Source organism: Actinomadura terrae, from assembly GCF_022751215.1.
Lineage (GTDB): Bacteria > Actinomycetota > Actinomycetes > Streptosporangiales > Streptosporangiaceae > Spirillospora > Spirillospora terrae.
In genome coordinates, this window is sequence record NZ_JAICDG010000002.1 from 1,382,400 (window position 1) to 1,399,886 (window position 17,487).

At 72.3% G+C, this 17,487-nt stretch carries 19 protein-coding genes; 6 read left to right on the forward strand and 13 right to left on the reverse strand.

What is annotated here, in order from left to right; translation table 11 throughout:
- Nucleotides 1-63 precede the first annotated feature (63 nt).
- Nucleotides 64-927, reverse strand: a complete 864-nt coding sequence (locus tag K2F47_RS16370; protein ID WP_242903951.1) for an SDR family NAD(P)-dependent oxidoreductase — start codon at nucleotides 925-927, stop codon at nucleotides 64-66.
- A gap of 89 nt (nucleotides 928-1,016) precedes the next feature.
- The gene (locus K2F47_RS16375; RefSeq protein ID WP_242903953.1) at nucleotides 1,017-1,649 is read right to left on the reverse strand and encodes a TetR/AcrR family transcriptional regulator; all 633 of its coding nucleotides are present in this window, start codon (nucleotides 1,647-1,649) and stop codon (nucleotides 1,017-1,019) included.
- A gap of 82 nt (nucleotides 1,650-1,731) precedes the next feature.
- On the opposite strand from K2F47_RS16375, the gene K2F47_RS16380 reads away from it, so the two are divergent.
- A complete protein-coding gene (locus tag K2F47_RS16380; RefSeq protein WP_242903955.1) occupies nucleotides 1,732-3,201 on the forward strand; it encodes a flavin-containing monooxygenase in 1,470 nt (489 codons plus the stop codon).
- A gap of 11 nt (nucleotides 3,202-3,212) precedes the next feature.
- Here K2F47_RS16380 and K2F47_RS16385 read toward each other — a convergent pair whose 3' ends face one another.
- Together K2F47_RS16385 and K2F47_RS16390 are read right to left on the reverse strand one after the other, a co-directional pair.
- On the reverse strand, nucleotides 3,213-3,860 hold the full coding sequence (locus K2F47_RS16385) for a TetR/AcrR family transcriptional regulator (RefSeq protein ID WP_242903957.1): 648 nt from the start codon (nucleotides 3,858-3,860) through the stop codon (nucleotides 3,213-3,215).
- Between the two features lie 433 nt (nucleotides 3,861-4,293).
- Nucleotides 4,294-4,866 carry a hypothetical protein gene (locus K2F47_RS16390; RefSeq protein WP_242903959.1) on the reverse strand — a complete coding sequence of 191 codons (573 nt, stop codon included), beginning with the start codon at nucleotides 4,864-4,866 and terminating at the stop codon, nucleotides 4,294-4,296.
- On the opposite strand from K2F47_RS16390, the gene K2F47_RS16395 reads away from it, so the two are divergent.
- Nucleotides 4,847-5,167, forward strand: coding sequence for a hypothetical protein (locus K2F47_RS16395; RefSeq protein ID WP_242903961.1), 321 nt, complete (start codon nucleotides 4,847-4,849; stop codon nucleotides 5,165-5,167). The genes K2F47_RS16390 and K2F47_RS16395 overlap by 20 nt on opposite strands.
- Before the next feature lie 24 nt (nucleotides 5,168-5,191).
- On the opposite strand, the gene K2F47_RS16400 is transcribed toward K2F47_RS16395, so the two are convergent.
- Entirely contained in the window at nucleotides 5,192-5,839 is a 648-nt protein-coding gene (locus tag K2F47_RS16400; protein ID WP_242903962.1) for a TetR/AcrR family transcriptional regulator, read from the reverse strand.
- A 40-nt stretch (nucleotides 5,840-5,879) separates the two neighbouring features.
- On the reverse strand, nucleotides 5,880-6,734 hold the full coding sequence (locus tag K2F47_RS16405; protein WP_242903964.1) for an aggregation-promoting factor C-terminal-like domain-containing protein: 855 nt from the start codon (nucleotides 6,732-6,734) through the stop codon (nucleotides 5,880-5,882).
- A gap of 175 nt (nucleotides 6,735-6,909) precedes the next feature.
- On the opposite strand from K2F47_RS16405, the gene K2F47_RS16410 reads away from it, so the two are divergent.
- A complete protein-coding gene (locus K2F47_RS16410; RefSeq protein ID WP_242903966.1) occupies nucleotides 6,910-7,443 on the forward strand; it encodes a MarR family winged helix-turn-helix transcriptional regulator in 534 nt (177 codons plus the stop codon).
- A gap of 19 nt (nucleotides 7,444-7,462) precedes the next feature.
- Here the strand turns inward: K2F47_RS16410 and rpsD are convergent, their stop codons facing one another.
- Nucleotides 7,463-8,068, reverse strand: a complete 606-nt coding sequence (rpsD, locus tag K2F47_RS16415) for a 30S ribosomal protein S4 (protein WP_242903968.1) — start codon at nucleotides 8,066-8,068, stop codon at nucleotides 7,463-7,465.
- A 67-nt stretch (nucleotides 8,069-8,135) separates the two neighbouring features.
- Between rpsD and K2F47_RS16420 the strand changes: the two genes are divergently transcribed.
- A complete protein-coding gene (locus K2F47_RS16420) occupies nucleotides 8,136-8,972 on the forward strand; it encodes a DUF2470 domain-containing protein (protein ID WP_242903970.1) in 837 nt (278 codons plus the stop codon).
- A gap of 300 nt (nucleotides 8,973-9,272) precedes the next feature.
- Here K2F47_RS16420 and K2F47_RS16425 read toward each other — a convergent pair whose 3' ends face one another.
- Nucleotides 9,273-10,424 carry a DUF5925 domain-containing protein gene (locus K2F47_RS16425; RefSeq protein ID WP_242903972.1) on the reverse strand — a complete coding sequence of 384 codons (1,152 nt, stop codon included), beginning with the start codon at nucleotides 10,422-10,424 and terminating at the stop codon, nucleotides 9,273-9,275.
- 67 nt (nucleotides 10,425-10,491) lie between these two features.
- On the reverse strand, nucleotides 10,492-11,262 hold the full coding sequence (locus tag K2F47_RS16430; RefSeq protein WP_242903973.1) for a lysophospholipid acyltransferase family protein: 771 nt from the start codon (nucleotides 11,260-11,262) through the stop codon (nucleotides 10,492-10,494).
- Between the two features lie 138 nt (nucleotides 11,263-11,400).
- Between K2F47_RS16430 and K2F47_RS16435 the strand changes: the two genes are divergently transcribed.
- A complete protein-coding gene (locus tag K2F47_RS16435) occupies nucleotides 11,401-12,270 on the forward strand; it encodes a hypothetical protein (protein WP_242903975.1) in 870 nt (289 codons plus the stop codon).
- Between the two features lie 13 nt (nucleotides 12,271-12,283).
- Here the strand turns inward: K2F47_RS16435 and K2F47_RS16440 are convergent, their stop codons facing one another.
- The 4 genes from K2F47_RS16440 to lpdA form a co-directional block, all read right to left on the reverse strand.
- On the reverse strand, nucleotides 12,284-12,961 hold the full coding sequence (locus K2F47_RS16440; protein ID WP_242903977.1) for a uracil-DNA glycosylase: 678 nt from the start codon (nucleotides 12,959-12,961) through the stop codon (nucleotides 12,284-12,286).
- A 93-nt stretch (nucleotides 12,962-13,054) separates the two neighbouring features.
- Nucleotides 13,055-14,092 carry a hypothetical protein gene (locus tag K2F47_RS16445; RefSeq protein WP_242903978.1) on the reverse strand — a complete coding sequence of 346 codons (1,038 nt, stop codon included), beginning with the start codon at nucleotides 14,090-14,092 and terminating at the stop codon, nucleotides 13,055-13,057.
- Nucleotides 14,093-14,102: 10 nt separating this feature from the next.
- Complete coding sequence (ddaH, locus tag K2F47_RS16450; RefSeq protein WP_372490856.1) at nucleotides 14,103-15,017, reverse strand: dimethylargininase; 915 nt, start codon at nucleotides 15,015-15,017, stop codon at nucleotides 14,103-14,105.
- A 191-nt stretch (nucleotides 15,018-15,208) separates the two neighbouring features.
- Nucleotides 15,209-16,612, reverse strand: coding sequence for a dihydrolipoyl dehydrogenase (gene lpdA, locus K2F47_RS16455; RefSeq protein WP_242903980.1), 1,404 nt, complete (start codon nucleotides 16,610-16,612; stop codon nucleotides 15,209-15,211).
- 333 nt (nucleotides 16,613-16,945) lie between these two features.
- Between lpdA and K2F47_RS16460 the strand changes: the two genes are divergently transcribed.
- Entirely contained in the window at nucleotides 16,946-17,443 is a 498-nt protein-coding gene (locus K2F47_RS16460) for a hypothetical protein (protein WP_242903982.1), read from the forward strand.
- Nucleotides 17,444-17,487: the final 44 nt, after the last annotated feature.

Here is a 17,487-nt window from a genome sequence, read left to right on the forward strand (position 1 = left end):
GGATCGTATATGTAAAGTTTGACATCGTGATAAATATGGCCGACCCATCGGTTCGGTGCGTGGTCAGCTCTGTGCGATGGGTATCCGCGCCAGCAGCCGCAGCGACGCCGGCGAGATCCGCGACAGCGTGCGCAGCAGCCGCCCCTCGAAGTTGACCGGGATCATCGCCTTGTTCTTGATGATCGCGTTGACGATCTGCTCGGCGACCCGCTCCGGTGGGTAGTCGCGGAGCCGCAGCACCCGCTGCGCCCGGCTCCGCGCCCGTTCGCGCGAGGCCGCGTCCCCGCCCACGTAGGTGGCGTGCGCCACGATGTCGGTCCCGGCGAAGCCCGGGCACACGGCCGTGACGCCGATGCGGGACCCGGCCAGTTCGGCGCGCAGGCACTCGCTCAGCATCAGCACGGCGGCCTTGGTCGTGGAGTAGGCGGGTATGCCCCGCCAGGGCGCGTACGCGGCGGCGGAGGCGATGTTGACGATGTGCCCGCCGAAGTTGGGCTTGTCGGGCTTGTTGGGCAGCGCGTTGACGCGGTCCACCATCTGCTTGCCGAACAGGCGGGACCCGTGGACGACGCCCCACAGGTTCACGCCGAGGATGCGGTCCCAGTCCTCGACGCCGGTGTCGAGGAACGGGCCCGCCACGAGGATGCCCGCGTTGTTGACCACGATGTCGGGGACGCGGTGCTCCTCCCGCACCCGCGCGGCGAACGCCTCCATCGCCGCCGCGTCCGCCACGTCCACCCGGTGGGCGGCGCCGCCGGGGCCGAGCCCCTTGGCCAGCGCGATCGTGCGTTCGGCGGCGGGCAGGTCGACGTCGGCCGCGATCACCGTCGCGCCGCGTCCGGCCAGGGCCAGCGCGGTCGCCCGGCCGAGTCCGCCGCCGGCTCCGGTGACGACGGCGAGCGCGCCGTCGAAGTACGCGAGGGGCATGGAGACCTCCGTGGTGGGATGATCCAACCGTACTCAGCCCCGCCCGGCGCCTCGCTCGCTATCGGCATACCCGCCGGGCGTCTTCGCCGTCAGCGGAGGTAGGGGCCGAGGCCCTGGCGGCAGAAGTCGGTCATGTAGCGGGCCGCGTCCTCGACCGAGACCTCCGGGCGCCGCGTCCGCCACTGCGCGAGCCGCTCGCACGCGCCGATGATGATCTCGGTGTAGGCCTCGACGGCCTCCGGCGGCGCGGCCGGCGCGAACGTCGCGAGCGCCCCCGCGATCAGCGTGCTCTGCTGCCGGCGCGTCGCCTCGACCGCCTCGATCGCCTGCGGGGACGCGGCGAACGGCTCGCTCAGCAGCATCGCGAACGACCGGCTGTGCGCGTCGACGAACCCGAAGTAGGCGACCATCCCGCGCCACAGGACGTCCTCGGGGTCGGTGGCGCCCGCCATGGCCTTCTGGGTGACGTCGAGCAGCTCGGCCTTCGAGCGGGTGACGCAGGCGAGGAGCAGGCCGTCCTTGGAGCCGAAGTACTCGTAGAGCATCGGCTTGGACACGCCGCAGCGCTCGGCGATCTCGTCCATCGAGGCGGCCTGGTAGCCCCGCTCCCCGAAGACCCGCTCCGCCACGTCCAGCATCTGGCGCTCGCGGTCGGCGCGCGACATGCGGCGGCGCGGCGCGCGTGGTGGGCGTGGCGCGCGCGGCGGTGTGGCGTCACTCACAGGAGAATCCCCACTGTTGGACCTACCGTCAGTAACCTACTGCCGGTAACTTACCGCTAGTAGGTTACCCGGAAGGATGGACATGGCTGAGCGCACCCCCGCGATCGCGATCATCGGCTCCGGATTCGCCGGGCTCGGCATGGCGATCGGGCTCAAGCGGTCCGGCTTCCACGACTTCGTGGTGCTGGAGAAGAGCGACTCCCTCGGCGGGACGTGGCACGACAACACCTATCCCGGCTGCGCGTGCGACGTCCCCTCGCACATGTACTCCTTCTCCTTCGAGCTGAACCCGGGCTGGACGCAGATGTTCGCGCCGCAGCCCGAGATCCGCGCGTACATGGAGCGCGTCGCCGATGCCTACCGGGTGCGCGACCACATCCGCTTCGGCCACGCGGTCGAGAGCATGGAGTACGACGGCGCCGCCCGCCGCTGGAACCTCACGCTCGACGACGGGCGCGTCCTCACCCCGAGGGCCGTCGTGACCGGCGTCGGCGCCCTGCACATCCCCTCGTTCCCCGACCTGCCCGGCATCGAGCGCTTCCGGGGCACCGCGTTCCACTCCGCCGAGTGGGACCACTCCTACGACCTCGCCGGCAAGCGCGTCGCCGTCGTCGGGACGGGCGCGTCCGCGATCCAGTTCGTCCCGAAGATCGCCGGACGGGTGGACGACCTCGTCGTCTTCCAGCGGACCGCGCCGTGGATCCAGCCCAAGCCCGACCACGTGTTCTCACCCCGGACGCGCGCCCTGCTGAAGAAGGTGCCGGGCGCCGCGCGCGCGTTCCGCGACGGCATCTACTGGGTGCTGGAGGCCCGCGCCCTCGGCTTCACCATCGACCCGCGCCTGTCGGCCCCGCAGGAGCGGGTCGCCCGCTGGCACCTCCGCCGCCAGGTCCCCGACCCGGAGCTGCGCGCCAAGGTGACGCCCGACTACCGGATCGGCTGCAAGCGGATCCTGCTGTCCAACGACTACTATCCGGCGCTCGCGCGCCCGAACGTGCGGGTGGAGACGTCCGGCATCGCCGAGGTCCGCGAGCACTCCGTCGTCACCCGGGACGGGCGCGAGTACAAGGTCGACTGCCTCATCTACGGCACCGGCTTCAAGGTGACCGACGCCCTCGCCGAGCTGCGCGTCACCGGCCGCGACGGCGTCAAGCTCCAGGAGATCTGGGCGGACGGCATCGAGGCGCACCGGGGCACCACGGTCCCGGGCCTGCCCAACTTCTTCATGCTGCTCGGCCCCAACACCGGGCTCGGCCACAACTCGGTCGTGTTCATGATCGAGGTGCAGATCCAGCACGTCCTGAACTGCCTGCGGCTCCTCCAGGAACGGGGCGCCGACACCATCGAGCCGAAGCCGGAGGCGTCCCGCCGCTTCAACGACCGCATCCAGCGCCGGCTGCGCCGCGCGGTGTGGAACGAGGGCGGCTGCCGGAGCTGGTACCTGGACGGCCAGGGCGTCAACCGCACCCTCTGGCCCGGCCACACCTTCGAGTTCTGGGCCACCTCCCGCAAGGCGAACGCCGACGAGTTCACCTTCGGACGCGCCGGCTGAGGGGCGGCGGGCTACTTCGCGGGGGCGAACATCGGCTTGATGCCGGCGATGATCTGGCGGATCACCGGGCGCTGCTCGGCGGGGGTGCGGCCGCGCAGGTCGTGGATCGGATCCAGCCCGTCGTAGTAGGGCGCGAGCGCGAGGAACGGCAGCACGGTCAGGATCAGCGTGGCGAGCACGTCGAGGTCGGCGTCCTCGCGGATGTCGCCGTGCTCCTGCCACAGCTTCAGCGTCGGGTGGATGACCTGGAGGTAGTGCTGGTTCGCGGTCTCGCGGATGACCGAGCGGACGCTGTTGTCGAGCTCGAAGTTCGTCGCGGCCGTGACCGCGCGCTCCAGCGGGTGGTCGGCCATGTACTCGGTCCAGTCGCACAGGACGTCGAACAGCCACTCGTCGAAGGGCTGGTCGAGGTCGAGCCGGGCGATGCGGCGCTCCATCTCCTCGCGGATGCTGCGGGACGCCTCGTCGCAGACGAACGCGAAGAACTCCAGCTTGTCGCTGAAGTACTGGAACAGCGAGCCCTTGGCGATGCCGGCCTCGCGGGCGATGGTGTTCAGGCTGCCGGTCGAGTACCCGTGCTCACCGAACTCGCGCATCGCCACTTCGAGCACCCGCTCGCGCTTGGCGACGTTGAGCCGGAACCAGGTGGACGTTGGCATGGACCCCTTCGACTTTCCGTCAGGAAGCGGTAACCCAGAGGTCAGGATAACGGTCTGTGGCGCCCTGTGTGACCAGAACATCACCGGGCCGGTCGCGGTCCGCGGGGGCGGGCCGCTCCGCCGCCGTCCGGCCGCCTCCCGCGGCGGTCTGCGGCGGGCGAATCACTCCCGGCGAATACCGCATTCCGGGCGCCGCCTCCGGCGGGAGCGCTCCACGCGGCGGCCCGGATCTGCCGGGTGAGTGTTATGTGGTCGTGATATGGCCTGATTCGACCATCGCGCCGCAGGTCAGCGGCGTAATCCTGATCGGGATCGGGGCCGTAATCCGCTCCGGGCGCTGATCAGCCTGGTCAACGTGACGCGGGTCGAGCATTCACGAGAAATATCGGCGGTCGGGCTTGAAATCGCTATTCATCACGTGTTTCATCCCCTTCTAGGATGGGACGTACCGGACGACGGAGGTGAAGGCGGTGCGGTCACGGTCGATCGGCGGCAGGGTGCTCACGGGTGCGGGCGTGGCGGCGGTCATCGCCGTGTCCGCGGCGTCCCCGGTGGCCGCCAAGCCCACGCCCACGCCGTCCTCCTCGGGAGACTCCCCGGCGAGCCCGAGCCCGAGCAAGCCGAAGCCGACCAAGTCGACTCCGACGAAGCCGGAGCCCACCCCCACCAAGACGAGCCCGACCAAGCCGAGCCCCGACCCCACCCCCACACCGACGAAGACGAGCCCGGACCCCACCCCGACGCCGACCAGGCCCTCCGACCCGAGCCCCTCTCCGACGCCCACGGACACGGCGACGCCGACGCCCACCCCCACGCCGACCAGGACGCCGAAGCCCTCGGACAATCCGTCCGCCACGCCGGGCAAGCCGAGCGGGCCGAAGCCGCACGACTCCTCGAAGACGGGGCAGTCCCTGGTTCCGGGAGGGCCCGCGAAGCCGTCCGCGGCGCTGAGCCGCGCGGGCAGCGGGGCGCGCACCCCGACCGACGTGCCCTCGGCGGGCGGCAACGGCGATCCCGCGTCGAGCGTGATGCCGCCGCTCGTCAACAGCGGCTCGGTCACCGACCTGCGGGCACCGCAGGTCGCGCCGCCCGTCGCCGCGCCGGAGGTCGCGCCCGCACAGCAGAGGCCCGCCGCGGTGGCGGGACTGCGCGCGGTCCCCGGGGACGGCTCCGCCGCGATCGAGGACGTGGGCGCACTTCAGGCAGGCGCGCTGGCCGCGCTCGCGTCGTCGGTGACGCTGCTGCTGCTCAGGCTGCGGGTCGGCCGCGCCGGACGGGCACGCTTGCGCGGCGCCCACCGCCGCTGAGCGGCCGCTGCCCGGGCGCCCGGGTCAGCGGGCCAGCCGGATCAGGATCCGGCACACCTCGTCGATGATCTCGGCGGCCTCGGTCGCGCTCTCGGCGGTCGCGATCTCCCGTCCCGCCTCGCCGATCACGGTGGTGAGCACGAGGCTCAGCACCTGCCCCGCGCGTCCCGCCGGGGCCGCGCCGGACGAGCCGTGCAGGAGCTTGGTGTTCTGCGCCATCCACCGCTGCCTGCGGCTGCGGCGCATCAGCGACGAGCCGGACGGCCCCTCACCGCCGTGGAACAGCCGCGCCGCCTCCCGCCGCTCCCAGCACACCTGGAGGTAGGCGCGGGCGCCCGCGATGAACAGCGCGATCGGGTCGTCCTCGCCGCCCGCGCGCGCGTCGGAGACGGCCCGCGCCGCGCTGTCCTCCTGCTCGGCGGTCAGCTCCTCCCACAGCGCCACGTACAGCCCGGCCTTGCCGCCGTAGTGGTGGTAGAGGCTGCCGACGCTGATGCCGGAGCGCTCGACGATCTCGGCGATGCCCGCGCCCGCGTAGCCGCGGTCGGCGAAGACCCGCTGCGCGGCGGCCAGCAGGGCGTGCCGCGTCGCGTCGGCGCGCGCCCACTGCCGTCCGCCGCCGCCGTGCCCCTCTCCGGCGCCGCCCCCGTCGGGGGGCCTGCTCGTCCGCATCGCCCCATCGTCTCAGCTCGCGGACGCCTCTGACCTGTGCTCAGTACCAGTTGTGCGCCTGCCACCACGCCCAGGCACCGCACGGGTCCTTGTAGCGCGCCTTGATGTAGCCGAGCCCCCAGGCGATCTGGGTGGGCGAGCTGGTGCGCCAGTCCGCGCCGGAGCTGGCGAGCTTGGAGCCGGGAAGCGCCTGCGGTATCCCGTAGGCGCCGCTGGAGGGATTGACGGCCCGCTCGTTCCAGCCGCTCTCGTGGTTCCAGAGCGTCAGCAGCGAGGGCCAGCACCGCTCCCAGCCCTTGAGCGCGCTCATCTTCCGCCCGTACTTCCTGTTCTGCTCCGCGCTGGGGTTGGACTTGGCGAGCCGCTCGCGCTCCTGCTGCTCCTTCAGCTTCGCGCGGGCCGCCGCGTCCCGCTTCGCCTTCTTGCGCAGCTCCGCCATCTCGCGCTCGTGCTCCTCGTAGGCGCGCTTCTTGGCGGCGGCGATCGTGTCGGCGGCGATCGGGTCCATGTCGGAGCCGGTCAGCCGCGCGACCATGTCGTTCGTCGACATGTCGGGGGCCGCCATCTTCGGCGGCTCGGGCTCGCCGCCGAAGGAGTTCAGGTCCACCAGGACGAGCGCGGCGGCGAGCCCGCAGATCGCGGCGACCGTGATCGTCGCGTTGTGCGTCAGGAACCGCCACACCCGCCGCTTGCGGCTCGGGCGGTCGGGCGGGAACCCCGTCCCGTACGCGCCGCCGTCGAGCGGCCCGGAGCCGGGCGGGGCGTCGTCGAGCGCCGGACGCGGCGGCGGGACGCGCCGCCCGCCGCGCCTTCCGCGCTCGCCGCGTGACCGCCGGGAACCCGTGCGCGACGGGGTGGCGGTGGGACGTCCGTGCGTGCCGTGACTCTGTGGCATAGGAGAAGACTGCCTTATCGCCCGGGATTTGTATCGTCCACGCCGGGTGTACGGACGCGCGGTGACCTCCGGTTCACCGGCCGCGACCTGGACCGAAGTAGCCCGCCCACGAACTAGGCTTGGAGATCACGGAGCGGAGCGGCGCTCGCGCGGGCACGGCGGACCGGGGATCGAGATGAGCACGGTGACGGAACCGGGGGAGCAGCAGAGGGGCGCCCGGAGCGGGGTGGCCCTGCCGGATGGACTGCCGGACGGACTGCCGGACGCGCTCGTCCACGAGTTCGGGACGCTGCTCGGCGCCGCCGAGCTGCTGGAGCGGATCGCGGGCCGCGAGCTGGAGCGCCGCTGCGGCATCCGGCACGCGGTGTTCGAGGTGCTGCTGCGGCTCGCCGACGCGGGCTGCCCGCGCTCGATGGGCGGCCTCGCCGACGAGCTGATCCTCACCAGCGGCGGCATGACCCGGCTGGTCGACCGGATGGTGGACGCGGGCCTCGTCCGCCGCGAGCCCGCCCCCGGCGACCGGCGCCGCCAGCTCGTCGAGCTGACCGGCGCCGGGCGCGCGAAGCTGGAGGAGGCGCTGCGCGTGCACGCCGAGACCCTGCGCCGGCACTTCGCCGGGCCGCTCACCGAGGAGCAGCGGCACCTTCTCGTGGACGCGCTGACCACCCTGCGCGCCACCGCCCGCGAGGAGCTCGGCGCCCTGCACTGAGCACGCGGGGAGTGGGGCGTCAGCGCGAGTAGTGCTCCACGACGAGCTGCTCGTCGCAGATCACCGGGATCTCGCGGCGCTCGGGGAGCCGGGCCAGCCGCGCGGCGAGCGCGTCGTGCCGGACCTCCAGGTAGGGCGGGACGTTCTCGGCGTGCCCGCCCGCCGCCGCCACCTGGAAGGGGACCATCGCGCGGCTGCGCTCGGCGACCGTGATGACGTCGCCGGGGCGGAGCCGGAACGAGGGGCGGTCCACGCGGCGTCCGTTGACCAGCACGTGGCGGTGCACGACGAACTGGCGGGCCTGGTAGATCGTGCGGGCGAACCCGGCGCGCAGCACGAGCGCGTCCAGCCGGCGTTCGAGGTCGACGATCAGCGCCTCGCCCGTCTTGCCCTCGACCTTGGCGGCCTTGGCGAAGGCGTTGCGGAGCTGCGCCTCGCGGATGTTGTACTGCGCGCGCAGCCGCTGCTTCTCGCGCAGCCGCACCTTGTAGTCGGACTCCTGCTTGCGCGCGCGCCCGTGGACGCCGGGCGGGTAGGGCCGGGCCTCGAAGTACTTCACGCTCTTCGGCGTGAGCGGGATGCCCAGCGCCCGCGACAGCCGGACCTTGGGACGGGGGTTGTTCATCGCGCTCCTCAATGGTTAGGTGAACCTAACTTAGGTAAGCCTAACTTGGAACGTCAAGGAGGTCAGGGTGGGTGCGGAGAACGGGCGCGGCGGTACGGAGGGCCCGGTGTGCGGGCGGGTGTGCGGCCCCGCGCCGGCGGAGCGGGCGCGCACCCTCGCCTACGGCATGGCGGACGGGGCGCTCGCGGTGCCCGGCGTCCCCTACCAGCCCGTCCCGGCGTACACCACGGACCGGGACGGCCGGCCGCTGCTGCTCGTCGAGCGGGCCTCGCCGATCGTGGCGGAGCTGGCGGGCAGGGCGGACCTGGTCGCGACGCTGCGGATCAGCGACGTCGCGCCGGTCGCGATGGCCGACCGGATGCGCGGCCGCGCCTGGATCCACGGCTGGCTGACCGAGCTCCCGCTGGGCGAGCTGCGCGCCGCCGCGATCCGGCTGTCGCGCCCGCACCCGCGTCCCGAATTGCTCGACCTCGCGGACGGCAACGGCCGCCGCGAGTGGACGGTGCTCGCGCTGGAGGTCGCCGAGGTCGAGATCGAGGACGGCTGGGGCGGCGCGATCCTCGAACCCGAGGAGTACGCCGCCGCCGCGCCCGACCCGTTCGTCGCGATCGAGGCGGGCATGCTCACCCACCTGGACTCCTGCCACCGCGACGAGCTGGCGCACCTGCTGCCCCCGGCGGCGGAGACGGCCGACTCGGCCGAGCCGGCTGTGGCGGAGAACACACCGGAGCCGGTCGTCCACCCACTGGCACTCGACCGCTACGGACTGTGGCTGCGGCGCTGCGCTCCGCCGCCGGCCGCGGCCGGGTCGCACGACATCCGGCTCACGTTCGCCGAGCCTGTCAGTGATCTCCACGGGCTGCGCTGCGTCTACCGGCGCCTGTTCGCCTCCGCGACGCCCTAGCCACTACGGGTCGTGCTCCGGGTCGTCCGCGAGATGCCAGTGGTCCCCCGGATGGTGCGGACCGCCCCGCACGGGCGATGCTCAGGTCTCCGGCCGTGGGACGCCGACCGCGCACCGCCCGGAGACGACCCGACCGCCGGCTCATCCTCGCGGGGTGGATGAGTCGGTGGGAGGGCGACGGACCAGGCGGCGAGGCGACCGGTGTCCCCGGCCGGGCCGGTGGTCCGGCCGCGGTGGAGTGTGTTGACGGGGGGCGTGGTCCGGGCCACTGGCCATGAACCGGCCCCTTCCGGAATGGGGCTAGAGGTAGAAGCCGGTCGCGGACGACGGCGCGTTCTGCCCTTGCGGACGCTTCTCGCCCTTGCGGATCGCGGCCAGCTCGGCGAGCGTCGCGCCCTCCGCGCCGATCTCGGCCTCCGGAGCCTCGGAGTCGGCGAGCCACGCGGACGCCTCGTCCCGCGTCAGCGGCCCGACCTCGATCTGCGCCAGGCAGCGCCCCGGCCGCACGACCGCCGGGTGCAGCCGCGCGAGGTCCTCGTTGGTGGTGATCGCGACGAGCACGTCCCGGCCCTGCCCGAGCATCCCGTCGGTGAGGTTGAGCAGCCGAGACAGGCCCTGGCCCGTCGACTGCTTGGCCTCGCCGCGGATCAGCTCGTCGCAGTCCTCCAGGATCAGCAGCCGCCAGCGGCGGTCCTTCTCCTCCTCGTCGCCGACCGCGACCTCCATCAGGTAGCTGGGCGTGCCGAACAGCGCCTCGGGGTCGAGGACGCAGTCGGCCTGGCACCAGCCGTTCCAGGCGCGGGCGAGCGCCCGCAGCGCCGTGGTCTTGCCGGTGCCGGGCGGGCCGTGCAGCAGCAGGAGCCGCCCCGACACCTCCTCGCGGGTGAGGGCCATGACCTCCTCCAGCGCGGCCGCGACCGGGGCGGTGTAGTTGCGCCGGATCTCGCCCCACGCGTCGGCGGAGATCGCCCGCTCGGTGCGGACGGGCCCGTGCGCGCCCATGTGCCAGAAGCCCATCTCGACGTTGGTCTCGTCGGTCTTCGGCGGGTCGGTGGCGTCCTTGACCGACTCCTCCAGGATGCTGTCGGCCAGCTCCTCGCTGACCGCCGACACCTCGACGTACGCGCTGCCGTTCGTCCAGCGGTTCGTCAGCAGCGTCCAGCCCTCGCCCTCGGCGAGCACCGACTCCTTGCCCTTCTCGCGCGCGACGCGGACCAGCCGGCACGCGTCCGGGCGCAGCGGCGCCTCCGGACGGACGTGGTCGAGCCGCGTCGAGCGCGACCACGGCTGCTCACCGGTGGCGAACGGGCGCAGCTTCAACACGTCCAGCACGTCGGCCGGAGAGTTGTTGTCGTTCAAATTGAAGACCACCGGCACCGGTGAGCCCGCCTCCAGATCGGTCACGTTCTCCCGTGGCTCGACGAGGCGCAGGACGTCCTTGGGCATGGTCATGGCATTGATGATCAGGGCCGCCGCGGCGCCCCGTCCACCCAATTAGCCCGCCCGCGCCCGCCCATCGTCAGGACGCGTCGTCGCCGCGTCCCGCCGCCTTGCGCGCCTCGGCCTCCTCCAGGTCCATCTTCTCGGCCTGCCCCGGCGTCGGCGCCGACCCGCCGAGGTAGGCGGGCTGCCACCAGGTCTCGTCCGCGCGCGGGACGTCGGGGTACTCGCGCTGCGCCCGCTCCAGCATGTCCGAGAGCGTGGTGTGCAGGTCGCGCGTGACCTGGTCGTAGTCGTCGCCGCGCTTGGGATGCATCGGCTCGCCCACGAGGATCGTCACGGGGATGTTGCGCTGGAGCAGCCGCCGCTTGTGCCCCTTTGTCCACAGCCGCTGCGGGCCCCAAATCGTGAGCGGGATCAGCGGCACCTTGCCCGCCACCGCCATCCGCACCGCGCCGCTCTTGATCTCCTTCACCGTGAACGAGCGGCTGATCGTCGCCTCGGCGAACACCCCGACGATCTCGCCGCCCTTGAGCGCCTTCAGCGCCGCCGCGTAGGACGAGGCGCCAGCGTCGCGGTCGACCGGGATGTGATGCATGCCCCGCATCAGCGGCCCGCCGATCCGGTTGTCGAAGATCTCCTTCTTGGCCATGAACCGCACCAGCCGCCCCGCCGGGTGTGCCGCCGCCCCCGCGAAGATGAAGTCGAGGTAGCTGACATGGTTGCTGACCAGCACCGCGCCGCCGGTGCGGGGGATCTGCTCGGCCCCCTCCAGCCGGACCTTGAGGTTCAGGGCCTTGAACACACCGAGAGCCGTCTTGATCACCGGCGGGTACACGATTTCGGACATGCAAGCACCGTACTTGAGCGGCCCGTGATCAGCGAGTACGGCGCAGGATCGCGATGGATCACACAACCGGCCGGAACTCTGAGAAGGTTGGGTGGTGACGTGATCGGTGAAAGACGTGATCGGTGAAAGGGGATGAGCATGGAACCGTTGGACGCGGCGGCGGACGTACACGCGCTCATCCGTGACGTGCTGCCCGACCTCGCGCCCAGCGCCTGGTTCGACTCGGGCACCTCCGAGGTGGTGCTGCCCGTCGGACGCTCGGAGGCCCGCGCGTCCAGCTGGACGGTTCTGGAGCGCTGCGCCCGCGAGCCCCGCTCGGCCTGGCCCAAGGTCGTCGACGAGTGGGTCCGCGAGGTCGGCGACCGCGCGTTCCTCGCGGTCGGCGAGATGGAGCTGTTCGGCGACGTCCGCGAGCTGCTGCGGCTGCGGATCGTGCCGAAGCTCGCCCCCCGCGACCGGGAGGGCCTCGTGGTGGTGCCCGCGGGCGACCACTTCGACGCGATGGTGATGATCGAGCACCCCCGCTACGGCGGCCCCCTCACCAAGGCCCGCGCGGGCCTGCTCGGCCTGCGCAAGCTCGGCTATGTGATGACGAACACGCACGACCGCGAGCTGGCCGACGTCGCCGTCCGCGACCAGCCGCTGCTGCCGGGACGCGACGTCCGCGTCGTCACCAAGCCGGGCAGCCGGTACGTGTCGGCGCTGCTCAGCGAGGTCGACCAGTTCCTGCCGGGCCCGAACCGGCACGGCGCCCTCGTCGGCGTGCCCTGTCACAGCACACTGCTGCTCTACCCGATCACCTCGGTCGCGGTCCGCGATGTGCTCCCGGTCTTCGCCGACGTCGTCCGGGAGATGCACGCCGCCGCCGACGACCCCTGCGCCCCCGGCGTCTACTGGAGCCACGGCGAGCGCCGCCTGACCCCCCTGAACGCGACGTCGCTGCCCGCGGGCACGGGCGGCTCGGACGAGTTCTCCGCCCTGCTGCGCCGCCTCCCGGCCGACTCGTAGGGCTCCTGGGCTCCTAGGGGAGCTTCCAGTCGATGGGCTGCCCGCCCTGCTGCTCCAGCAGCTCGTTGGCGCGGGAGAACGGCCGGGACCCGAAGAAGCCGCTGTCGGCGGAGTAGGGGCTCGGATGCGGCGACTCGATGCACGGGACGTCGCCGAGCATCGGCCGCAGGTTGCGGGCGTTGCGCCCCCACAGGATCGCCACCAGCGGCCCGCCGCGCGCGGCGAGCGCCCGGATAGCCTGCTCGGTGACCTCCTCCCAGCCCTTGTCGCGGTGCGAGTTCGGCTTGCCCGGCATGACGGTCAGGGCCCGGTTCAGCAGCAGGACGCCCTGCTCGGCCCACGGCGTGAGGTCGCCGTTGGAGGGCTGCGGGTGGCCGAGGTCGTCGCAGTACTCGCGGAAGATGTTGACGAGGCTGGCCGGGAGCGGGCGGACGTCCGGCGCGACCGAGAAGCTGAGCCCGACCGGGTGCCCGGGCGTCGGGTAGGGGTCCTGGCCGACGATCAGGACGCGGACCTCGTCGAAGGGCTGGGTGAAGGCCCGCAGGATGAGGTTTCCGGCGGGCAGGTAGCGGCGGCCGGCGGCGACCTCGGCGCGCAGCCAGTCGCCGGCGGCGGCGATCGTGCCCGCGACGGGTTGCAGCGCGGACGCCCAGCCCGCCTCGACGATCTCCGGGAGCGGTCGTGCGGTCATGGCGCACCACACTAACGGCATGATCTTGCGCCCGTTCCTTGATCACGGTGATGGGTTTCCTGACCACATCAGGACGATTCGCGGTCGGGGCTGTCAAGGTCGGCCGAAATGTGCCGTGGTGACGCCGAGCGCCGCCCGGTGCCGCCACGCGAGCCGGAGCGCGGCGGCCCCGGCGGGCTGCATCGGCTCGGGGACCGTCCCGTCGAACGGCGCCATCGACACCGTCCCCTCGGCGTTGACGGCGACGAGGCCGCCGAACAGGGCGCGGAACGCCGCGTCCTCGACCACCACGACGGTGAGCAGGTCGAGCGCGAACGTCAGCGGGTCGACGCCGAGCCCGAGGAAGTGGGCGCGGACGGCCCCCTGCTCCCGGGCCTCGGTCAACTCCCGATGGAAGGGCCATTCGTCCTGGACGAAACCGGGGCCGTAGTCCTCGCCGCGTCCGAGGAACTCCTCGGCGTACTCGCGGACCATGCAGTGCCACAGGCTCAGGCCGTGCTCACCGTGCTCACCGTGCTCGCCGTCGAGGGGCTGGAACACCCCCACGGGCATCACCTGGTGGAGCCCGCCCGCGTGCGCGACCTTCGCCGGGTCGCGCCAGTGCAGCACATAGGAGCCGGACGCGGTGACGGTCACGGTCGTGATCGCGGGCAGCGCCGCCCGCCGCGCCAGGTCGAGCGGATCACCGACACGGGCCCGAACCGGGAGGCCGTCCCTCCTCGCCGCGAGTTCGTGCGCGACGGCCTCGCCGACGTTGACGCCGTCGAAGTAGCGGGCCGGGCCGAGGCGCAGGACGGGCGGGTCGGCGGCGAGCAACCGGTGGCTCGGCCGGTCCTCGAAGGTCGCGGGCTTGGCGAGCGCCGCCATCGCCGCGGCGTAGGTGCGGTACCCGGAGGGCAGCCCGTCGGACGGATCGCGGACGGACGGCGGGGCGGGATCGGCCTCCCACTCCAGCCGGACGTCCTCCAGCGGGATCGGCGCGTCCGGAACCCAGCCCTCCCGGCACAGCAGCGGCGTGCCCGCGACGCGCGGCACGTCGGGATACAGCCCGCCGGCGATCTCACCGAGGCGGGCGCGGCCCGCGTTCAGCGCGTCCCGCTCGTCCCGCCAGCGCTGCTCTTCGGCGTTCACGCCGCCCACCCTAGGGCGCCGGACGCAGCTCCAGCGTGCAGCACTTGGGTCCGCCGCCCGCCTTGCGCAGCTCCGACAGGTCGACGGGGACGGGCGTGTACCCGCGCTCGTCCAGCGCGCCGATCAGGCCCGTCGCCTCGGCGTTGACGACGACGTTGCGGCCGTCGCACACGGCGTTGAGGCCGAGGACCGCCGCGTCCCGCTCGCCGGCGATGATCGCGTCGGGGAACAGGCGCTCCAGCACCGCGCGGCTGCCCGGCGAGAACGCGCCGGGGTAATAGGCGACATCGCGCCCGCCGAGCGGGAACAACGCGGTGTCCAGGTGGTAGAAGCGCGGGTCGACGAGGCGGAGCGTCACGACCGGCCGTCCGAGGAATTCCTGCGCTTCCTGGTGCGCGGCCATGTCGGTGCGAAATCCGGTGCCCGCGAGGATGATGTCGTCCAGGGTGAGGAAGTCGCCTTCCCCTTCGTTGGTGTGCCGCGGCTCAAGTACGTCGGTGAAACCGTTGTTCCTGAGCCACTTCGCATACGCGGGCCCTTCCGCCTCCCGCTCGGGGAAGGCGAAGCGCGCGCCGTAGACGCGTCCGCCGACGACCAGCGCGCCGTTCGCGGCGAACACCATGTCGGGCAGCCCCTCGACCGGGTCGATCAGGCTGACCTCGTGCCCGAGGGCGAGGTAGGCGGCGCGCAGGGCCTCCCACTGCGCGACGGCCCGTCCCGCGTCGGCGCCCGCGTCCGGGTCCATCCAGGGGTTGATCGCGTAGGTCACGGCGAAATGCTCGGGACGGCACATCAGGAAGTGCCGCCGCCGCGCGACCCGTTCGGACCGTTCCGGGACGGTGCTCGACTCAAGCACGGCACTCGGCTCAAGGACGGTGCTCGACTCAGGGACGGCGCTCGGCTCCATTGCCGGCATGACGGTCATGCGCGTCTCCACAGGGCTACTGAAGGGGACTCGGGCTTACCGAAAGCCTAGGAACGCCGGGCTTGCAATCCAATCCGCCGACCTTGCGCCGAGGAGGTGTTTCGTTGCGCATTCCCGAAACGCAGCGATGAATCATTGCGCGCCGCGATTCGGCGTGTTCGCCCGGCGCAGGGCGAACACGCCGCCGCGGGTCAGAGGTTGATCATGTGGCCGGCCAGGCCGTGCACGGCCTCCTTGACGGCCTCGCCCAGCGTCGGGTGGGCGTGGACGTTGCGCGCCACCTCGTGGACGGTCAGGTCCCACTGCTGGGCCAGGGTCAGCTCGGGCAGGAGCTCGGTGACCTCCGGGCCGATCAGGTGCGCGCCGAGCAGCTCGCCGTACTTGGCGTCGCTGATCACCTTGACGAAGCCGTCGCCCTCGCCCATGCCGAGCGCCTTGCCGTTGGCGCTGTAGGGGAACTTGGCGGTCTTGACGTCGAAGCCGCGCTCCTTCGCCTGCGCCTCCGTCCAGCCGAAGCTCGCGATCTGCGGCTGGCAGTAGGTCGCGCGCGGGATCATCACGTAGTCGAGCTCCATCGTCTCGGCGCCCGCGATGGTCTCGGCGGCGACGATGCCCATCGCCTCGGCGGCGTGCGCGAGCATCAGCTTGGCGGTGACGTCGCCGATCGCGTAGATGTGCGGGACGGACGTGCGGCACCGGCCGTCCACGTCGATCGCGCCCCGCTCGGTCAGCGCGACGCCGGTCTTGTCGAGCCCGTAGCCGTCGACGTTCGGCTGGAACCCGATCGCCTGGAGCACCTTGTCGGCCTCGATGACCTGCTGCGCGCCGTCCTTGCCGGTGACGGTGACCTTGACCTTCTCGCCCGAGTCGTCGATCGCGTCCACGCGGGTGGAGGTCAGCACGTCCACGCCGAGCTTGCGGTACCGCTTGGCCAGCTCCTTGGACACGTCCGCGTCCTCGTTCGGGACCATCCGGTCGAGGAACTCGACGATCGTGACCTTCACGCCGTAGTTGTGCAGGACGTAGGCGAACTCCACGCCGATGGCGCCCGCGCCCGCGATGACGATGCTCTCCGGCAGCTCCGAGCTGAGGATCTGCTCCTCGTAGGTGACGACCCGCTCGGACAGGGACGTGCCGGGCAGCAGCTTCGTGTGCGCCCCGGCGGCGATGATGCAACTACCGAACGTGACCGTCTCGCTGGACCCGTCGGACCTCGTGACCCGGAGGGTGTTCGCGTCGGTGAACGTCCCCCGCCCGTCATAGGAAGTGATCTTGTTCTTCTTCATCAGGAACTGGACGCCCTTGACGAGCTTGTCCGAGACCTCCCGGCTGCGCTGGTAGGCCGCGCCGTAGTCGAAGGACACCTCGCCCTCGACCCTGATCCCGTACTTCTTCTGCTCCTGCGTGAAGATGTGCGCCAGCTCGGCGTTGCGCAGCAGGGCCTTCGAGGGGATACAGCCGACGTTGAGGCAGACCCCGCCCCAGTACCGCTCCTCGATGATCGCGGTCTTCAGCCCGAGCTGCGCCGACCGGATCGCGGCGACATATCCACCCGGGCCCGCGCCCAGGACCACGACGTCAAAGTGTTCGCTCATATCCATGGACGATATTCGCCGCTGGCCGGTGCTCGCATCCCGGATGGCCTGGGGGTGCTTCGGGTCACCCGCGGGCTGCTTCGGGTCACCGGTCACATCCTGTTAGGGTTTCGAGCGGCCTCCCGCCGGTGATCCTTCGCGGGGGGACGGCGGCGCGCGAGCGGCGGGCCGCCCGGCCGGCCGGGTGCGCGACGACCCGGCGGTGCCCGCTTCCCGCGGGCCGAGGCGGCCCGAGGTCCCGGCGGCCTCCGGATCCGGAACACGGCGCCCCGGCGCGATCGTTGAGGGCAGATCGGCCCGTCCCGTCACAAGCGAAAGCGGAGGAGAAGGCGAGTGAGGATCCCGAGGCGCGTCAACACCGTCCTGGACTGGATGGAGAAGCACTTCGTCGCGCTCGCGGTGGTCGTCGCGCTCGTCGTCGTGGCCCTGGCGGCCACGCTCGCGCCGCCGCTCGTCGGGCTGCCGGTCGCCGGGTTCATCGTCGGGCTGGCCGCCGGCGGGTTCCTCGTGCACGTCCGGATGAGCAAGCGGGTGGCCCGCGCCCGCGCGGAGATCGACGACCTGCTCCGCGAGAACGGCGCCCTCCGGCACCGCAACACCGTCCTCGCCAGCGGTGTGATCACGCGGGAGGCGCAGGAGACGCAGGCGTTCGTCGCCATCCCCGATGACGAGGAGATCCTCGACGGCGACCCGCAGCGCACCGCCGCCCTCCCCGAGCTGATCGACGACCTCATGGACGAGGACGAGGCCAAGCCCGCCGACGAGACCTTCGACGAGACCTTCGACGAGGACGAGGACGAGGACACCGCCAAGAACCGCCGCCGCGCGTAGCGGCGGGCGGCTGCGCCATCACCGCGCGTTAGCCCGGCCGGCCT